Origin of the sequence: Cognatundibacterium crateris (genome assembly GCF_010078235.1) — a bacterium.
GTDB lineage: Bacteria > Pseudomonadota > Gammaproteobacteria > Burkholderiales > Burkholderiaceae_D > Undibacterium > Undibacterium crateris.
The window spans coordinates 125470-141264 of record NZ_JAABOS010000005.1 but is presented as its reverse complement, the minus strand read 5'-3'; the positions used below and the strand labels follow the sequence as shown (position 1 = coordinate 141264).

Annotated in this window: 17 protein-coding genes; 12 read left to right on the top strand and 5 right to left on the bottom strand. The window is 51.4% G+C overall.

Annotated elements, in window-relative coordinates; all coding sequences use genetic code 11:
• Position 1 precedes the first annotated feature (1 nt).
• The gene (ahpF, locus tag EYB48_RS11320; protein WP_162020457.1) at positions 2-1549 is read right to left on the bottom strand and encodes an alkyl hydroperoxide reductase subunit F; all 1548 of its coding nucleotides are present in this window, start codon (positions 1547-1549) and stop codon (positions 2-4) included.
• A gap of 27 nt (positions 1550-1576) precedes the next feature.
• On the opposite strand from ahpF, the gene EYB48_RS11315 reads away from it, so the two are divergent.
• The gene (locus tag EYB48_RS11315; RefSeq protein WP_162020456.1) at positions 1577-1756 is read left to right on the top strand and encodes a hypothetical protein; all 180 of its coding nucleotides are present in this window, start codon (positions 1577-1579) and stop codon (positions 1754-1756) included.
• A 44-nt stretch (positions 1757-1800) separates the two neighbouring features.
• Here the strand turns inward: EYB48_RS11315 and ahpC are convergent, their stop codons facing one another.
• Entirely contained in the window at positions 1801-2364 is a 564-nt protein-coding gene (ahpC, locus tag EYB48_RS11310; RefSeq protein WP_162020455.1) for an alkyl hydroperoxide reductase subunit C, read from the bottom strand.
• 272 nt (positions 2365-2636) lie between these two features.
• On the opposite strand from ahpC, the gene asd reads away from it, so the two are divergent.
• The 6 genes from asd (at position 2637) to bfr (ending at position 6005) form a co-directional block, all read left to right on the top strand.
• Positions 2637-3491 carry an archaetidylserine decarboxylase gene (gene asd / locus EYB48_RS11305; protein WP_162020454.1) on the top strand — a complete coding sequence of 285 codons (855 nt, stop codon included), beginning with the start codon at positions 2637-2639 and terminating at the stop codon, positions 3489-3491.
• Between the two features lie 430 nt (positions 3492-3921).
• Complete coding sequence (gene hemP / locus EYB48_RS11300; protein WP_162020453.1) at positions 3922-4116, top strand: hemin uptake protein HemP; 195 nt, start codon at positions 3922-3924, stop codon at positions 4114-4116.
• 77 nt (positions 4117-4193) lie between these two features.
• Positions 4194-4517 carry a hypothetical protein gene (locus EYB48_RS11295; RefSeq protein ID WP_162020452.1) on the top strand — a complete coding sequence of 108 codons (324 nt, stop codon included), beginning with the start codon at positions 4194-4196 and terminating at the stop codon, positions 4515-4517.
• Between the two features lie 29 nt (positions 4518-4546).
• A complete protein-coding gene (locus EYB48_RS11290; RefSeq protein ID WP_162020451.1) occupies positions 4547-4783 on the top strand; it encodes a (2Fe-2S)-binding protein in 237 nt (78 codons plus the stop codon).
• 8 nt (positions 4784-4791) lie between these two features.
• Positions 4792-5454, top strand: a complete 663-nt coding sequence (locus EYB48_RS11285) for an energy transducer TonB (protein ID WP_235935070.1) — start codon at positions 4792-4794, stop codon at positions 5452-5454.
• 74 nt (positions 5455-5528) lie between these two features.
• Complete coding sequence (gene bfr / locus EYB48_RS11280; RefSeq protein WP_162020449.1) at positions 5529-6005, top strand: bacterioferritin; 477 nt, start codon at positions 5529-5531, stop codon at positions 6003-6005.
• Positions 6006-6069: 64 nt separating this feature from the next.
• Here bfr and EYB48_RS11275 read toward each other — a convergent pair whose 3' ends face one another.
• Positions 6070-6678, bottom strand: a complete 609-nt coding sequence (locus EYB48_RS11275; protein WP_162020448.1) for a glutathione S-transferase C-terminal domain-containing protein — start codon at positions 6676-6678, stop codon at positions 6070-6072.
• Between the two features lie 395 nt (positions 6679-7073).
• Here EYB48_RS11275 and purB point away from each other — a divergent pair, with 395 nt between their 5' ends.
• The 5 genes from purB (at position 7074) to EYB48_RS11250 (ending at position 11068) form a co-directional block, all read left to right on the top strand.
• The gene (purB, locus tag EYB48_RS11270; protein WP_162020447.1) at positions 7074-8441 is read left to right on the top strand and encodes an adenylosuccinate lyase; all 1368 of its coding nucleotides are present in this window, start codon (positions 7074-7076) and stop codon (positions 8439-8441) included.
• 366 nt (positions 8442-8807) lie between these two features.
• Entirely contained in the window at positions 8808-9353 is a 546-nt protein-coding gene (locus tag EYB48_RS11265) for a cytochrome b (protein ID WP_162020446.1), read from the top strand.
• 9 nt (positions 9354-9362) lie between these two features.
• Complete coding sequence (locus EYB48_RS11260; protein ID WP_162020445.1) at positions 9363-9938, top strand: YceI family protein; 576 nt, start codon at positions 9363-9365, stop codon at positions 9936-9938.
• Positions 9939-9961: 23 nt separating this feature from the next.
• Positions 9962-10528, top strand: a complete 567-nt coding sequence (locus EYB48_RS11255) for a YceI family protein (protein WP_162020444.1) — start codon at positions 9962-9964, stop codon at positions 10526-10528.
• A 156-nt stretch (positions 10529-10684) separates the two neighbouring features.
• Complete coding sequence (locus EYB48_RS11250) at positions 10685-11068, top strand: MarR family winged helix-turn-helix transcriptional regulator (protein ID WP_235935068.1); 384 nt, start codon at positions 10685-10687, stop codon at positions 11066-11068.
• Between the two features lie 119 nt (positions 11069-11187).
• Here EYB48_RS11250 and EYB48_RS11245 read toward each other — a convergent pair whose 3' ends face one another.
• Positions 11188-14283 (bottom strand): efflux RND transporter permease subunit, encoded by a 3096-nt coding sequence (locus EYB48_RS11245; RefSeq protein ID WP_162020442.1) that lies wholly within the window; start codon positions 14281-14283, stop codon positions 11188-11190.
• Positions 14280-15602 carry an efflux RND transporter periplasmic adaptor subunit gene (locus tag EYB48_RS11240; protein ID WP_162020441.1) on the bottom strand — a complete coding sequence of 441 codons (1323 nt, stop codon included), beginning with the start codon at positions 15600-15602 and terminating at the stop codon, positions 14280-14282. The genes EYB48_RS11245 and EYB48_RS11240 overlap by 4 nt, the downstream gene beginning before the upstream one ends.
• Between the last annotated feature and the right edge of the window lie 193 nt (positions 15603-15795).

Below are 15795 nucleotides of genomic sequence, written 5' to 3'. Positions count from 1 at the left end.
TTTATTGGCGGATCAGGTGATCAAAGGCGCTGAGTGCAGCTTTCGCACCTTCCCCGACCGCAATGACGATTTGTTTGTATGGCACAGTCGTCACATCGCCTGCGGCAAACACGCCTGGCAGCGAAGTCTGGCCACGTGCATCAACTTCAATTTCACCGTGGCGTGACAGGCTCAGTGTGTCTTTCAGCCATTCCGTATTTGGTACCAGGCCGATCTGTACAAACACACCTTCCAGGTCTATACGATGAATGCTGTCATCGCTGCGGTTTTTATAGCTGATGCCATTCACTTTCTGGCCATCGCCATGGATCTCGCTGGTTTGCGCCTGGGTGATCACGGTCACATTCGGCAAACTGTGTAACTTGCGCTGCAAAACGGCATCGGCACGTAATTCTGCGGCAAATTCGAGCAAGGTGACATGGCTGACGATACCGGCCAAATCGATTGCCGCTTCCACGCCAGAGTTACCACCACCAATTACTGCTACGCGCTTGCCTTTGAACAGCGGGCCATCGCAATGCGGGCAGTAAGCCACACCGTGGTTACGGTATTCTTTTTCGCCCGGCACGTTCACTTCGCGCCAGCGCGCACCGGTCGCCAGGATCACGCTTTTTGCTTTCAGCGTTGCGCCGCTGGCTAACTGCACTTCCGTCATGCCATCTTTTTGTACCAGCTTTTCTGCACGTTGCAGATTGCTGATTTCAACGTCATAGGTTTTTACATGCTGTTCGAGTGCGGCCGCAAATTTCGGTCCTTCGGTCTCAGTCACAGAAACAAAGTTTTCTATCGACATGGTATCCAGCACCTGACCGCCGAAACGCTCAGCCACCACGCCGGTACGTATGCCTTTACGGGCCGCGTAAATCGCTGCTGCCGCACCAGCTGGGCCACCACCGACGATCAGTACATCGTAAGGCGCTTTGGCATTCAGTTTTTCTGCCGCACGCTGAGTCGCACCGGTATCGAGTTTGGCCAGTATTTCTTCTACTGACATACGGCCCTGACCGAAGACCTGACCGTTCAGATACACCGTCGGCACCGCCATGATCTGACGCTGTTCGACTTCGCTCTGAAACAGCGCGCCGTCTATCGTGACCGATTTAATACGCGGATTCAGTACCGCCATCAAATTGAGTGACTGAACCACTTCAGGGCAGTTCTGGCAGCTCAGGGAAATATAAGTCTCGAAATGGAAATCGCCATCGAGCTGCTGTATTTGCTGTATCACGTCCGCATCGACTTTCGGCGGATGGCCACCGGTCTGCAGCAATGCCAGTACCAGCGAAGTAAATTCATGTCCCATAGGGATGCCTGCAAAACGCAGGGAGATTTCCTGTCCAGGGGAAGTGATCGCAAACGAAGGTTTGCGTTCTGCATCATCGCGTTGTTCGACCACGGAAATTTTGTCAGACAACTCGGCGATCTCGCGCAGCAACTCGTGCATTTCCCTGGACTTATCACTGTCATCCAGCGATGCCACCAATTGCAGCGGACGGGTCAGGCGTTCTAAGTAAGCTTTTAATTGCGTTTTGAGCGTATTGTCTAACATGATGCTTCTTTCTCAGGAATGAAGAAAATGAGGTCCAGGGCGGGCTATCACGGAGGTGCATCAAAAGCACTCAGCATCGCGAGCCATCTGGCCGCTGGGGTCGTCTTGTGTTCCCTGTTTTTTAGAGCTGTACAGCTCCTCAGCGCTGCTGCTGGCAAACTGGCTGATCGCAGCCAGTTTGTCGCGGTACAGGAAGTGCTGCGCTGAGGAATCCTGCTTAAGTGATTACTTAATCAGTACTTAGGCAAAACTTAGATCTTACCGACCAGATCCAGGGATGGTGTCAGTGTTTCCGCGCCTGGTGTCCATTTTGCAGGGCAAACTTCACCTGGATGGCTCGCTACGTATTGTGCAGCTTGTACTTTACGCAGCAATTCTTTTGCGTCACGGCCGATACCGTTGTCATGCACTTCCATGACTTTGATTTCGCCAGCTGGATTCACAACGAAAGTACCACGCAGTGCCAGACCTTCTTCTTCGATCAGTACTTCGAAGTTACGGGAAATCTGCAGTGTAGGATCAGCCAGCATTGGGTACTGGATTTTGCCTATCGTGTCAGATGTGTCGTGCCATGCTTTGTGTGTGAAATGGGTATCTGTAGAAACAGAGTAGATTTCTACGCCCAGTTTTTTGAATTCTTCGTAGTGATCAGCCAGGTCACCCAGTTCTGTCGGGCAGACAAAAGTGAAGTCTGCTGGGTAGAACACGAATACCGACCATTTGCCAGCCAGATCTTCGCTGGAAACCGGAATGAATTTGCCGTTGTGGTAAGCGGTTGCTTTGAATGGTTTAACAGTTGTATTGATCAGAGACATAGCTTTTCCTTCGTGGTTGAAAGTCTTGTTGAATGGGAATGTGCGTATCTTAATAGCATGTGCAACATTTACAAAGACAATTAAATTTATCAATTCGATTAAATTTAACTATCAACTACCAAGTATACCGCAAACTCGTGAATTGCATATGTCCTCTATTCCAGATTAGCTCCCGGCGCTTGCGTTATCTGCATTGCAGCATGAACAAATCATAGGCGCTATCACTGCACAACGTTATAATTCCCGACCAATTCATTTCAGGGGTTTCCACTGTGTCTGATCGACTTGCCGTTCTTCCTCAATATCTGCTGCCTAAACTTGCCCTGACCCGTTTCGCTGGCCGGGTTGCCAATGCCCGCGCAGGTAAGCTGACGACACATCTGATCAGCTGGTTTGCTGGCAAATATCAGGTGAACATGGAGGAAGCAAAAAATCCCGACCTCAGCAGTTACGCCTCCTTCAATGAGTTTTTCACACGTGAATTGAAAGCCGGTGCCCGTCCGCTCGCAAATTCTGCCTGGGTTTGCCCGGTTGACGGCGCCATCAGTCAGTTTGGCGCGATTGAAAAAGATCAGATCTTCCAGGCCAAAGGTCACAATTATTCGACCACTGCCTTGCTGGCGGGAGACAGTCAGGCCGCTGCGCGTTACGCCGATGGCCACTTCGCCACCATTTACCTGAGCCCACGTGACTACCATCGTATTCATATGCCTTGCGATGCAAAGCTGCTGCGCATGGTGTATGTACCGGGTGATCTGTTTTCGGTTAACCCGACCACAGCGCGCGGTGTGCCGGGCTTATTCGCCAGGAATGAACGCGTGGTCTGCCATTTTGAATCTGAGTTCGGCCCCTTCGTGCTGGTTTTGGTCGGTGCCACCATCGTCGGCAGTATGGCGACGGTCTGGCATGGCGTGGTCAATCCTCCGCGCCCGGGTCACATTCAGGAATGGGATTACGCTTCCCAACAAATCCTGCTCAAAAAGGGTGAAGAAATGGGACGCTTCCTGCTGGGCTCAACAGTGGTGCTGTTGTTCCCGCCGGCAACGGTGGCTTTTAATACTGAGTGGGATGCGGCCCGACCGGTACGCCTGGGTGAAAAAATGGCCGAGCGCCAGATAAAGCAATAAAAATAACCCGCACCTCCCAGCCAACCCACGTATAGCGTGGGTTTTTTTATTGCCAGGACTTACGCAAAATTGTTCCGGCAAGAGCTAAAAAACCCTTTCNGGACTTACGCAAAATTGTTCCGGCAAGAGCTAAAAAACCCTTTCCTGCTTTGGGTGACATCGCTGGCAAGCGATGTCCGTTTCGCCAGCAGGCAACGTGTTGCCTGAAACCTTGGCTGCACCATGGCGACGCAGGCAGTACGCGGCGGTACGACAAGGAGCCATAACGCCGCTGGGGCGGTTTTGCGTCAGTCCAAATTGCCTGTTTCGTTTGCGATTACACAAGAGATAGTGATTTTCTATTCCTGCGATAGAAAATCGCTTGCAAATTTTCTGGGTTTACACAATAATCTAAATAAGAATTGTTCTCGTTTAGATTACCGGAGTGAATATGGCTGAATTTGATACAACAAATCCACTTGCCGCCGCCCTGCCAGCCAAAGTGCACAGCGTCCATGGCAAGCCTGTTCCACGTCTGAAAAGCCAGGAACTGATGCAACAGTCGCGCGAGTTAGAAATCGATCACGAAGGCCGGATTTACCGCCTGCGTGTCACCCAATTGAATAAGTTGATTTTGACAGCATGAGCCAGGCATGGTCAGCCAGCCAGTGAGACTCCCCCTCGCAGCCAGTCGGACACCATACCCTTCATTGGAGAAATGCCATGACGTATGAACCTCTGACCCAGGCAGCAGCGGCCACTGAGCGCAGCTCGACCCAGCCGGATTTATTGGTATCCGCCGTATTGCATCTGATGTCGCATTACAGCGTGAACGCCAATGCAGCAGATAAAGACCAGGCTTGCCTGAAGCTGGCAGCAGTGATAGAGCGCCATTTGAAAGCTCTGTCTGAGTTGCCTGATTTAGCACCCGTGGTCAGAGCGACGTGCCAGCAGTTATCGGAACAATGGGCAGGGCTGATCGATCAGCATCTGCCGCAACCCAGCAAATTAAAACGCTTTTCCTGGCTCACACCGGGAAACGCCTGAACCCAAAGCAACAAGCCAGTGAGGACTGCATGATAGTTTGTGTTTGCCATAACGTGTCAGAGAAGAAGATACAGCGTGCCTACGATGCTGGCATGACGACTTTCGCCGCTATCCGTGACAATCTGGAAGTCGGCACCTGCTGTGGTAAATGCGCAGGTTGTGCGCGCCAGGTATTGCGCGAGTGCGCGCAGCAACCCGCGCCCCAATCCGGCTTACAACTCTTGCTGCACAAATTACAGATGCCATCTGAGGCCATGCCAGCATGAATGCCGTCATGAACTCTGAGTTTTCTCTGTCTGGTCAAGCTGCATCCTGGCGTCGTTTCCTGCCCATGGCAGGCATCGTACTGGCACACGCTGCCTTATTCTATGCGCTGCAAAATGGCCTGATTTCACATGTGGTCAAGGTCATTCCGGAAGAGGTCGTGATGACCTTTGTTCAGCCGGAAAAACCAGTCACACCGCCACCGGCAAAAATCGTCGAGAAACCGGTCAGCCTGAAACAACCGGAAATCCATCTGCCTGTGATCCCTACCCCAGTTGTCAATACCCCGGTTACGCCACACAGCATCACTGCGGTAGTCAATGATGCCCCGCCTCCACCCAAGACTGAAGCAGCGGCGGTGGTCAGTGCGGCTCCACCAGCGCCAGCAGCTCCCAAATCTGTCAGCGCAGTCGAGTATCTGCGTCCGCCACGTCCTGAATATCCTTCGCTTTCACGTCGTATGGGAGAAGAAGGCAAAGTTGTGATGCGGGTGCTGGTGAATGACAAAGGTCAGGCAGAGAAAATTGAAGTCCATCAGTCTTCTGGTTTCCCGCGGCTGGATGATGCGGCCAGAGTCGCCATCATGCGTGCGGTGTTCAAGCCTTATCATGAAGATGGCAAAGCACTGGCGATGATCGCTACTGCGACTATCCATTTCTCCCTGGATTCCTGATATTTCCCACATACACTGGCCCGCGCTTGCTATCATGTGAGCGTGGGCCAGTTCCGTTTACGAAAGGAAAGAAAATGAAAGGCGATGCCAAAGTCATCAAACTGCTCAATGCGCAGTTAACCAATGAATTAAGTGCAATCAACCAGTACTTCCTGCATGCGCGCATGTACAAGCACTGGGGGTTTGAAAAAATTGCGAAAAAAGAATACGAAGAATCCATAGGCGAAATGAAGCATGCGGATAAGCTGATAGACCGCATTCTGATGCTGGGCGGCTTACCTAACCTGCAAGCCCTGCATAAGCTGATGATAGGCGAAGAAACACTGGAAATGCTGCAGTGCGATCTGAAGCTGGAACAAGCTGCGCAAAAAACCGTGAAAGAAGGCATCGCCACCAGCGAAGCTTGCAGCGATTATGTATCGCGCGATTTATTCCAGATGATATTGGAAGACACCGAAGAGCATATAGACTGGCTGGAGACCCAGATAGAACTGATAGAGAAAATCGGTATCCAGAATTATCTGCAATCCCAGTTGTCTGCTGAGGAATAAAAAAAAGGGATGCGCCGCGAGGCCATCCCTTTTTTTACACTGCACAGTGGCGCATAGCCTGGTGTCAGTGTGGAATCGTGTCCTTGAACGAAGGACGCTCAGACAATTTATCGAACAATCTGGCCAGGTTAGGATAATCAGTACGCCAGTCAATTTCCGGGAAACGGAAACTCAGCCAGCCCAAGGTGCAGGCCACGCTGATATCGGCCAGTGTTAAATGATTACCGGCACAAAAAGTGGCTTCACCCAGATCAGCCGACATGGTTTTCAAACCGGCAACTACCTTGCTCCACTGGCGCTGTATCCACTCTTCATTTTGCTGCTCTGCCGGACGCAAGGTTTTTTCCAGACGGATCAGGATGGCCGCATCCAGCACGCCATCGGCCAGCGCTTCCCAGCATTTCACGCCTGCGCGTTCACGGCCAAGCGCAGGGATCAGTTTACCAACCGGTGTCAGGGTATCCAGATACTCCACAATCACGCGTGAATCAAACATCACCGCGCCATCTTCCATTAGCAGACAAGGGACTTTGCCCAAAGGATTGGACTGCTGAATGGTCGTGTCTGCCGCCCATACGTTTTCAAGGATAAAACTGTAGTCGAGTTTTTTTTCCGCTAGTACGACACGGACTTTTCGCACAAATGGACTGGTAGTAGAGCCTAAGAGTTTCATAGTTTCTGAGAAATTAATTTAGCGTTGATTATACCATCGGCAATTACCACTCCCTTGCCACGGGAAAATACCTATTGCATTGCAACACAAAGGGAAAGTCCAGATTTTCAACGCACAAAATGGTAAAATCCGCGCATTCATGCAAGAACTCCCAGCATTCAGATCATTTCACCATGATTACCCAGTGAACATGATCTCTGGCAAGTTTGGCAAAAATTTCATTCGTTCTGTTGTTTTTTGCGCAAGCTTTCGATGAGACTTTTGCAACAAGTCAACTTTTCTGAGTGCATTGATTCCACGCAGCAATAATTGGGAATGAGTGCGCTGAGCAAGAAAAGCCTGAGGGAGATTTTGCAACGGCAGTTCCCATTTTTTCTCTACAAAATCGAGTGATCATGTCCTTATCCTCTCTGTCCGCCCTCTCCCCTATTGATGGCCGTTATGCCGCAAAAGTTGATGCCTTGCGTGCAACTTTGTCTGAAGCTGGCTTCATGCATCATCGCGTCAAAGTTGAAGTCTCGTGGCTGCAAGCCTTATCCCAGGCTGGCTTTGATGAAATCAAACCGTTTTCAGCTGAAGCCAATGCCTTGTTAGACAAACTGGTAGCAGAATTCACCGAAGCCGATGCGGCACGCATCAAGGAAATCGAAGCTGTCACCAACCATGACGTGAAAGCGGTCGAATACTGGCTCAAGGAGAAAGTCGCCAGCTCAGCAGAACTGACAGCCGCCAGCGAATTCATCCACTTTGCCTGCACGTCCGAAGATATCAACAATACTTCGCATGGCATGATGCTCAAAACAGCACGTGATCAGGTCATGGTACCGGCGCTGCAAAAAGTCATCAGCAAACTGACCGAACTCGCGCATCTGAATGCAGAAGTGCCTATGCTGTCACGCACCCACGGTCAACCTGCCAGCCCGACAACACTGGGCAAGGAGGTTGCTAACGTGGTTGCGCGTCTGCAACGCGCAGTCAAGCGTATCGAACAGGTAGAAATACTCGGTAAGATGAATGGTGCAGTCGGCAATTACAACGCGCATTTATCCGCCTACCCATCCTATGACTGGGAAAGTTTTTCCAAAAACGTGATCGAACAACGTCTGGGTCTGACTTACAACCCTTACACCATCCAGATCGAACCGCATGACTACATGGCAGAAATGTTTGATGCGTTTGCACGTGTCAACACCATCCTGCTCGATCTGAACCGCGACATCTGGGGTTATATCTCGGTTGGCTATTTCAAACAGAAAACCAAGGCGGGCGAAATCGGTTCATCCACCATGCCACATAAAGTCAATCCTATCGACTTTGAAAACTCAGAAGGTAATCTGGGCCTGGCCAATTCCCTGCTGCGTCATCTGTCGGAAAAATTGCCCGTATCGCGCTGGCAGCGTGACCTGACCGATTCCACCGTATTGCGTAATATCGGCGTTGCGTTTGGCTACACCCTGCTGGCCTATGACAGCTGCCTGCGTGGTCTGAATAAACTCGAAACCAATCCTGAGCGTCTGGCAGCGGATCTGGATGCGACCTGGGAAGTGCTGGCTGAACCGGTGCAAACCGTCATGCGTCGTTATGGCATAGAAAACCCTTACGAACAACTCAAAGAACTGACCCGTGGTAAAGGCATTTCTAAGCAAGCATTGCGTGAATTCGTCGAAGGTCTGGCAATCCCTCAGGAAGCCAAAGACTTGTTGCTGGCCATGACACCTGCCAACTACACCGGTATCGCCGTCAAGCTCGCTAAAGCGATCTGAGCCTAAGCACTCGAGTCTAAGCGATGTGCGTCGCGCGGATCACCAGCGCAACGCACATAGTATGGCGAGGTCATCGGCAAACAAAAAGCCAGTCTGCAGTGAATGAACTGCAGACTGGCTTTTTTGCATTTCTTTACTATGCTGCCTGTGTACCGAATCCCAAAATCTGACCTGCTCAGCACGTTTTCATTTTTTTTGCTATATTAGTCCTAATACGAACTAATTACTTTTTTAAAAAGTTCGGTGAAATGTTGGACAGTGATCGTTCCACAAAAGTTGCATCATGACCCAAGACCGTAATAAGCGCATACTCTGCTTCTGCACGTCATGTCAGAATAATTTTTGTGTCAGTTTAAAGGAAAGACTATGAGTAATCAGACCCGCTATGCCACCCCAACCATCATCCTGCACTGGCTGGTGGCACTGCTGATCGTCGCTGCTTTTGTGCTGGGCACGATCATGACCGATATGCGCATCAGCCCGACCAAACTGCAATACTACTCTTATCATAAATGGTTAGGGGTGACGGTATTGGGTCTGGTCGCGCTGCGTCTGATCAGCCGTTTGCTGACCCAGGCACCCGCCTATCCGGCGCATATGAGTGAGTTGCAAAAGAAGGTCGCCAACGGCACCCATGTATTTTTGTATTTTCTGATGTTTGCCGTTCCGCTGTCGGGTTATGTCTATACCTGCGCAGCCGGTTATCCTGTGGTCTACCTGGGTCTGATCGAACTGCCCAGCATCATCGCACCGGCACCGGAATTGAAACACACCCTGAAAGAAGTTCACGAAATACTCAGCAACCTCATGCTGTTCACGGTCTTGCTGCATATCGCAGCCGCTGTGAAGCACCAGGTCATCGACAAAGATGGCTTGATGCGCCGCATGATGCCAGGCAAATCCAACCAATAAGGAAATCTGATGAAACGCTTATCCAATCTGTCACGCCGTACCCGCTGGGCCGCCAGCCTGGCTGCCCTTGTGCTGGCCATTCCTGCCTTTGCCGCCGTATTGAAAGTTGATGCCAGCAAGAGCCAGGTGAATATCGTATTCAAGCAAATGAATGTACCGGTCGATGCCAAGTTCAAAAAATTCAGCGCCAACATCGACTACAACGCCGCAAAACCTGAAAGCTCCAAAGCGAATGTGGAGATCGAGCTCAACAGCTTTGATCTGGGCGACGCAGAATACAACAAAGAAGTCTTGAAAAAAGAATGGTTTAACGCGGCGCAATTCCCTAAAGCCAGCTTCACCAGTACCGCGATGAAACCAGCTGGTGCCGGCAAACTGGATGTCAGCGGCACCCTGACCATCAAAGGCAAGACCAGCAATGTGAGCTTCCCGGTCACGATTAAACAAGAGGGCGGCAAACAGATTTTCGATGGTGCTTTACCTATTAAACGTCTGACTTACAACATCGGTGAAGGTGAATGGAAAGATACCAGTATGGTCGCCGATGAAGTCACGATTAAATTTCACGTAGTCACACAACCTTAAGTTTTTCTCACAGGAGCTATCCCATGCAATTGACTAAACTGATCGCCGCCACTTTGCTGCTGAGCGCAGCCCCAGCATTCGCTGACAGCTATGTCATCGAACCTGGCCACACCTACCCTAGCTTCGAAGCCGATCACTTCGGCATCTCGGTATGGCGCGGCAAGTTCAATAAATCCAGCGGTAAAGTCACGCTGGACCGTGCTGCTAAAACCGGTACCGTTGACATCACTATCGATGCCAACTCGGTTGATTTCGGCCACGAAAAAATGAATGAACATGCAAAGTCCCCGGACATGTTCAATGTCGCCAAATTCCCGACCGCGACTTACAAAGGTAACTCCATCAAATTTGATGGCGACACACCGGTTGCGGTTGAAGGCGAATTCACCCTGTTAGGCGTGACTAAACCGCTGACACTGAAAATCAACAAGTTCAAGTGCATTCAACATCCTATGTTGAAAAAAGAAGTCTGCGGTGCCGACGCAACGGCAGAATTCAAGCGCTCTGATTTTGGTCTGAACTACGGCCTGCCACGCTTCGCTCCGGAAGTCCGCCTGGCGATCCAGGTTGAAGCGATCCGCGCTGACTAATCCGCCAGCAGTCGCTTCATGTTTTGTCACAGCGGCCTGCGCCGCGGTGACAAAATACTGATCTGAGCAGATCACAAAAGTCTGCTCAGATCAGTATCACTTCTCTTCATTATGAATAAGACTTATCTGCGCAGCATACGATTGTTATCGGAATGCATGCAATTGTTTGAACACGCATCCGCGCGTAATGTGCGGCGCTTCGGCTTCACGCCATCGCAGTTCGACATCATCGCCACGCTAGGCAATACGCCAGGAATGACGTGCAAAGAACTTGGTGAAAAAACCCTGATCACCAAAGGCACCTTAACCGGCGTGGTTGATCGTCTGGAACAGCAAGGCTGGGTACAACGCAGCCGCAGCACCGAAGACCGCCGCCATTTTTTTATCCAGCTCACGGCTAAGGGTGAACAACGCTTTGCAGAGATTTTCCCGCAAGTGGTAGAAGCCGGTGCAGTCAGATTTCAGGCTTATAGCGAGGAAGATTTCGCACAGCTGGAAGCTGCTTTGAGCAAGCTGAAACAGCATCTGAGTACGGAGTAAATCCGGCTGATGCACAAAGGAATATATGCAGAGCATACTCTTTTAGCTGACGCAAAATTCCTAGCATAAAAAAACGGCACCTGAACCCAGGTGCCGTTTTTTCATTGCTCAGCTAAGGACTAGCGCCCTGGCAAACGATCACCGACTATCGGCCCAGAACCGCTGTATTTATCCAACGCCAGATAAATCACTGGCGTAATGAACAGCGTAATCGCCTGCGAGAAAATCAAGCCGCCAACGACTGCCAGGCCCAGTGGCTGACGCAGTTCAGCACCGGCACCCAGACCCAGTGCGATAGGCAAAGCGCCTACCAGCGCTGCTAATGTGGTCATCATAATCGGACGGAAACGTTGGATACAAGCTTCGCGTATCGCTTCTGCCGGTGTCATGTTTTGATGACGTTGTGCATCCAGCGCAAAGTCGATCATCATGATCGCGTTCTTTTTCACGATACCAATCAGCAGCAAAATACCGATGGTCGCGATCAGCGTCAGATCTTCACCAAACCACTTGAGCGTGATCAGCGCACCGACTGCAGCTGATGGCAAACCGGCCAAGATCGTAATCGGATGGATATAGCTCTCATACAGCACGCCCAGCAGTACATAAATCACCAGCAAGGCCGCAACGATTAACACCACCTGACCGGACTGCGAGTCTTTAAACACCGCAGCATCGCCACCGTAAGAAGTAATCACCGAAGGTGGCAATTTGATCTGTTCGCGGTATTGTTCTATGCGCTTGGTCGCTTCACCCAACGCCGTATCAGGTGCCAGATTGAAGGACACCGTCACAGCCTGTAACTGCCCGACGTGGTTGATTGCGGTCGGTCCTACAGTGCGTTTGACCGTCGCGATACTGTTCAGCGGCACCAGCGTACCGGTATTGCTGCGCACGTAGATGCCATTGATCGCGCTCTCATCTTTACGTGCTTCAGGAGCCAATTCCATAATCACGGAATAGCTGTCGACACTGGTATACATGGTTGAGACCTGGCGCTCACCAAACGCGCTGTATAGCGCAGAACGTATACTATCCATGCCCACGCCCAGGCTATTGGCGCGGTCACGGTCAATGTCGATCGAGGCCTGCAATCCTTTGAGCTGTGAGTCGGTGGTCACATCTTTAAAGCCGGGATCATTGCGCAGTTTATCCACCAGCTTAAGCGCCCAGTCATTCAGCTCACCCGCTTCCACACTTTGCAGGATGTACTGATACTGACTCTTACTCGGGCGCCCACCCAGTTGTAAGTTCTGAGTAGGGCGCAGGAATACTGTGATACCCGGAACAGCAGCGACCTTCTTGCGCAAACCATCGACCACTTCTTTCATCGGCTTACGCTGATCGCGCGGCTTCAGATTGATAAACATACGGCCATTATTCTGCGCACCGCTACCGCCATTGAACGAGGTTGCGGTCGCCACATTCGGATCTTCGCGTATGATCTTCGCCACTTTATCCTGCAGCACCACCATGGCCGGGAAAGAGGTCTCTTCTGCCGCCTCAGTCGATACATTAATCTGGCCTATATCTTCTTGCGGGAAGAAGCCTTTAGGAATCACATTAAACAAATAGGCAGTCGCGACAAAGGTTGCCAATGCCAGCAACAAGATCAGCTTGCGATAGCGCAGTGACCAGTCCAGGCCACGCGTGTAAACGCGCAAGGACGCATCGAAGCCACGTTCAAACGCACCTAACATGGCGCCGACTAAGCGTGGCGGCGCTGCCATTTCATGTTCGTTCTTCAAAAAGCGGCTGGCCAACATAGGCACCAGGGTCAGCGAAACGAAAGCAGAAGCGACAATCGCCAGACTGACGATCACAGCAAACTCATGGAATAACTGACCGATCACGCCCGGCATGAAAAAAATCGGGATAAACACCGCGATCAGCGAAGTGGAAATCGAGATAATCGTGAAGCCAACTTCGCGTGAGCCCTGCAATGCGGCCTTGAACGGTTCTTCACCATTCTCGACGTGACGCATAATATTTTCCAGCATCACAATCGCATCATCCACCACCAGACCAACGGCCAGTGTAAGACCCAGCAAAGATACGTTATCCAGCGTATAGCCAAAGCCCCATAACAGACTGATCGCACCAACCAGTGAGACTGGCAGCGACAGCGTAGGAATCAGGGTGGCGACCATGTGACGCAGGAACAGGAAAATCACCAGCACCACCAGGAAGATCGTGAACAGCAGCGTCAGGTTCACGTCGTGTAAGGCATCGCGAATAGAGACTGAGCGGTCATTGACCAGATTCATATTCACCGAAGCAGGCAACTGGGCCTTGAAACCCGGTAAGGCAGCCTTGATCGAATCCACCACTTTTACGGTATTGGCATCCGACTGGCGCTGAATCGCCAGCGTAATCGAGCTCTCGCCATTGAAGTTGGCACTGGTTTTTACCTGTTCGTAGCTGTCTTCGACGTTGGCCACATCGCGCAGACGCACCACCTGTCCACCTTTATTGCTGACCACCAGATTGGCGAACTCCTGTGCACTTTGCAATTGCTTATTCGCAGTCAGGGTCAGGGTTTGTTTGTCACCGTCCAGCGTACCAACCGGGGTATTCGCATTCGAGGTGCGGATGGCAGTCGACAAGTCATCCAGAGTCAGATTACGCGCAGCCAGTGCATCCGGCATCACGCGGATACGCACCGCATAACGTTTGATACCGAAGATATTGACCTGTGCCACTCCTTCCAGCGTAGACAGGCTGGGTGAAATCAAATGCTCGGCATAACTGGTCAACTCTGCCAGACTTAAAGATGGAGAAGTCAGCGCGATAAACAAGACCGGTGCATCGGCTGGATTCACCTTGCGATAAGAAGGTGGCGACGTCATATCAATCGGCAGCGAACGCTGGGCGCGCAGCAAGGCGGCTTGTACATCGACCGAAGCAGCGTCGATATTCCGGTTTTGATCAAACTCCAGCGTCAGCGAAGTATTCCCCAGCGTATTGCTGGAACTGATCACCGACAGGCCGGGTATGGTGGCGAACTGTTTTTCCAATGGCAGCGCAACCGAGGTCGCCATCGTTTCAGGACTGGCCCCCGGCAGATTGGCATTCACGCTGATGACAGGCGTGTTATAGCTGGGTAAAGCCGCAATCGGAATATAGCGATAGGCCAGAATACCTGCTACCACGATAGACAGATTGAGCAAAACCGTCATCACCGGACGGCGGATAAATAACTCAGATAAATTCATGATGCACTCGCTGCAGAGGCGCTGTGTGCTTCAGTTGCTTTGGCTGACACGCCCTGCCCTTCAGCGTTTTTGCTGGCTGGCTTGCCCTCTTTGGCATCTTTACCATCCTTAGCTTTAGCGGCGTCTTTGTCATCCGCACTACGCTCTTTCACCAAACCACCCGGACGCAGGTTCTGCTTGCCATCCAATACAATCTTGACGCCAGCCTCAACACCGGAAATCACCGCTTCATTGCCATAGCTTTCCAGCACAGTCACAGGTTTCACTTCGGCTTTTGACTCTGCATTCACGACATAGACCGACTTACCGCGTGCACCGACCACAATCGCATCCTGCGGTACCACCACGGCATCCTTAATGGTGCGCACACTCATGTCCAGATTGACGTAAGCGCCCGGCCATAACTTCATCTCTTTATTATCAAACACCGCTTTGACTTTAACGGTACCGGACGCGGCATCAACCACGTTGTCGACAAACTGTAATTTGCCTTTATATTTGCCCTGACCATCCGGCAGACTGGCCTGCACAAAGCTGTCTGCATTACGCATACTTTGCAGCGCATCGTTCAGATGGCGCTGCGGCAGCGGGAAAGTCACCGCTATCGGATCGATCTGAGTAATGGTGACCATCGCCGTGGCCGTCGCATTGGGCTGTACCAGGGAACCCACGAACACACTAATGATGCCGGTGCGTCCAGATGCGGGAGCAACGATGCGGTTGTAGCTGAGCGCGACCTTAGCGGCATTCACTGCCGCCTTATCCGACGCAATCACTGCCTGCTGCGCATCCACCTGCGTCTGTGAAGTGTCGAGCGCACTTTGCGCGACAAATTTTTTGCTGACTAAATCCTTGCTGCGTGCCAGCTGACGCTGTAAGTCAGCCAGCGTGGCCATATCCTTGTCCAGCTGTGCCTGCGCCTTAGCCAGATTAACTTCGTCATTACGGCTGTCCAGCGTAAACAACAACTCACCGGCACGTACAAACTGCCCTTCTTTGATATGTACACGGGTGACCGTGCTGGTGATCTGTGGCCGGATGTCGACCGTGTTCAGGCTGGACACCACACCGTTAGCCTGCAGGCGAACCGGAAAATCTTTTTTCTGCGTCAGTATGGTAGAGACACTGACCGGGCGGCTATCGCCTTTACCAGCCAAGGCGCTGGCGGAAGCCGATGCCGATGATTTTGCGCTGGCGTCAGCGTTCTTCGTATTGGCGCTTTCAGGATTTTTGGGTGCAGATGACTGGTACGCATAATAGCCGCCTGCGGCCAGAGCGGCGATCGCCGCAACGAGTGTGATGGTTTTCAGTTGGCTCATTTTTTTCAATTCTTTTTTTACTTCGCGGACGCTAGGACTGACTTTGAGACATAAAGTTCGCAGAAGCTAAGCTGATTTGCGGTCAATTCCGGCAAATGAAGTAACAAAAGCGGTTTCGCGAACGGGATCAGGGCGATTTAGCGAGCTAAGAACACCGTGGCGTCAAACGCTCATTTCGCCGATGTTTCACTCT

Coding starts and splice junctions, on each gene's coding strand:
- EYB48_RS11290 (WP_162020451.1), top strand. CDS start 4,547: ATGATAGTTTGTGTTTGCCATAACGTGTCAGAGAAGAAGATACAGCGT.
- EYB48_RS11255 (WP_162020444.1), top strand. CDS start 9,962: ATGCAATTGACTAAACTGATCGCCGCCACTTTGCTGCTGAGCGCAGCC.
- EYB48_RS11275 (WP_162020448.1), bottom strand. CDS start 6,678: ATGAAACTCTTAGGCTCTACTACCAGTCCATTTGTGCGAAAAGTCCGT.
- EYB48_RS11240 (WP_162020441.1), bottom strand. CDS start 15,602: ATGAGCCAACTGAAAACCATCACACTCGTTGCGGCGATCGCCGCTCTG.
- ahpF (WP_162020457.1), bottom strand. CDS start 1,549: ATGTTAGACAATACGCTCAAAACGCAATTAAAAGCTTACTTAGAACGC.
- ahpC (WP_162020455.1), bottom strand. CDS start 2,364: ATGTCTCTGATCAATACAACTGTTAAACCATTCAAAGCAACCGCTTAC.
- EYB48_RS11285 (WP_235935070.1), top strand. CDS start 4,792: ATGAACTCTGAGTTTTCTCTGTCTGGTCAAGCTGCATCCTGGCGTCGT.
- EYB48_RS11265 (WP_162020446.1), top strand. CDS start 8,808: ATGAGTAATCAGACCCGCTATGCCACCCCAACCATCATCCTGCACTGG.
- EYB48_RS11245 (WP_162020442.1), bottom strand. CDS start 14,283: ATGAATTTATCTGAGTTATTTATCCGCCGTCCGGTGATGACGGTTTTG.
- EYB48_RS11315 (WP_162020456.1), top strand. CDS start 1,577: ATGAGGTCCAGGGCGGGCTATCACGGAGGTGCATCAAAAGCACTCAGC.
- EYB48_RS11250 (WP_235935068.1), top strand. CDS start 10,685: ATGCAATTGTTTGAACACGCATCCGCGCGTAATGTGCGGCGCTTCGGC.
- hemP (WP_162020453.1), top strand. CDS start 3,922: ATGGCTGAATTTGATACAACAAATCCACTTGCCGCCGCCCTGCCAGCC.
- EYB48_RS11295 (WP_162020452.1), top strand. CDS start 4,194: ATGACGTATGAACCTCTGACCCAGGCAGCAGCGGCCACTGAGCGCAGC.
- bfr (WP_162020449.1), top strand. CDS start 5,529: ATGAAAGGCGATGCCAAAGTCATCAAACTGCTCAATGCGCAGTTAACC.
- purB (WP_162020447.1), top strand. CDS start 7,074: ATGTCCTTATCCTCTCTGTCCGCCCTCTCCCCTATTGATGGCCGTTAT.
- EYB48_RS11260 (WP_162020445.1), top strand. CDS start 9,363: ATGAAACGCTTATCCAATCTGTCACGCCGTACCCGCTGGGCCGCCAGC.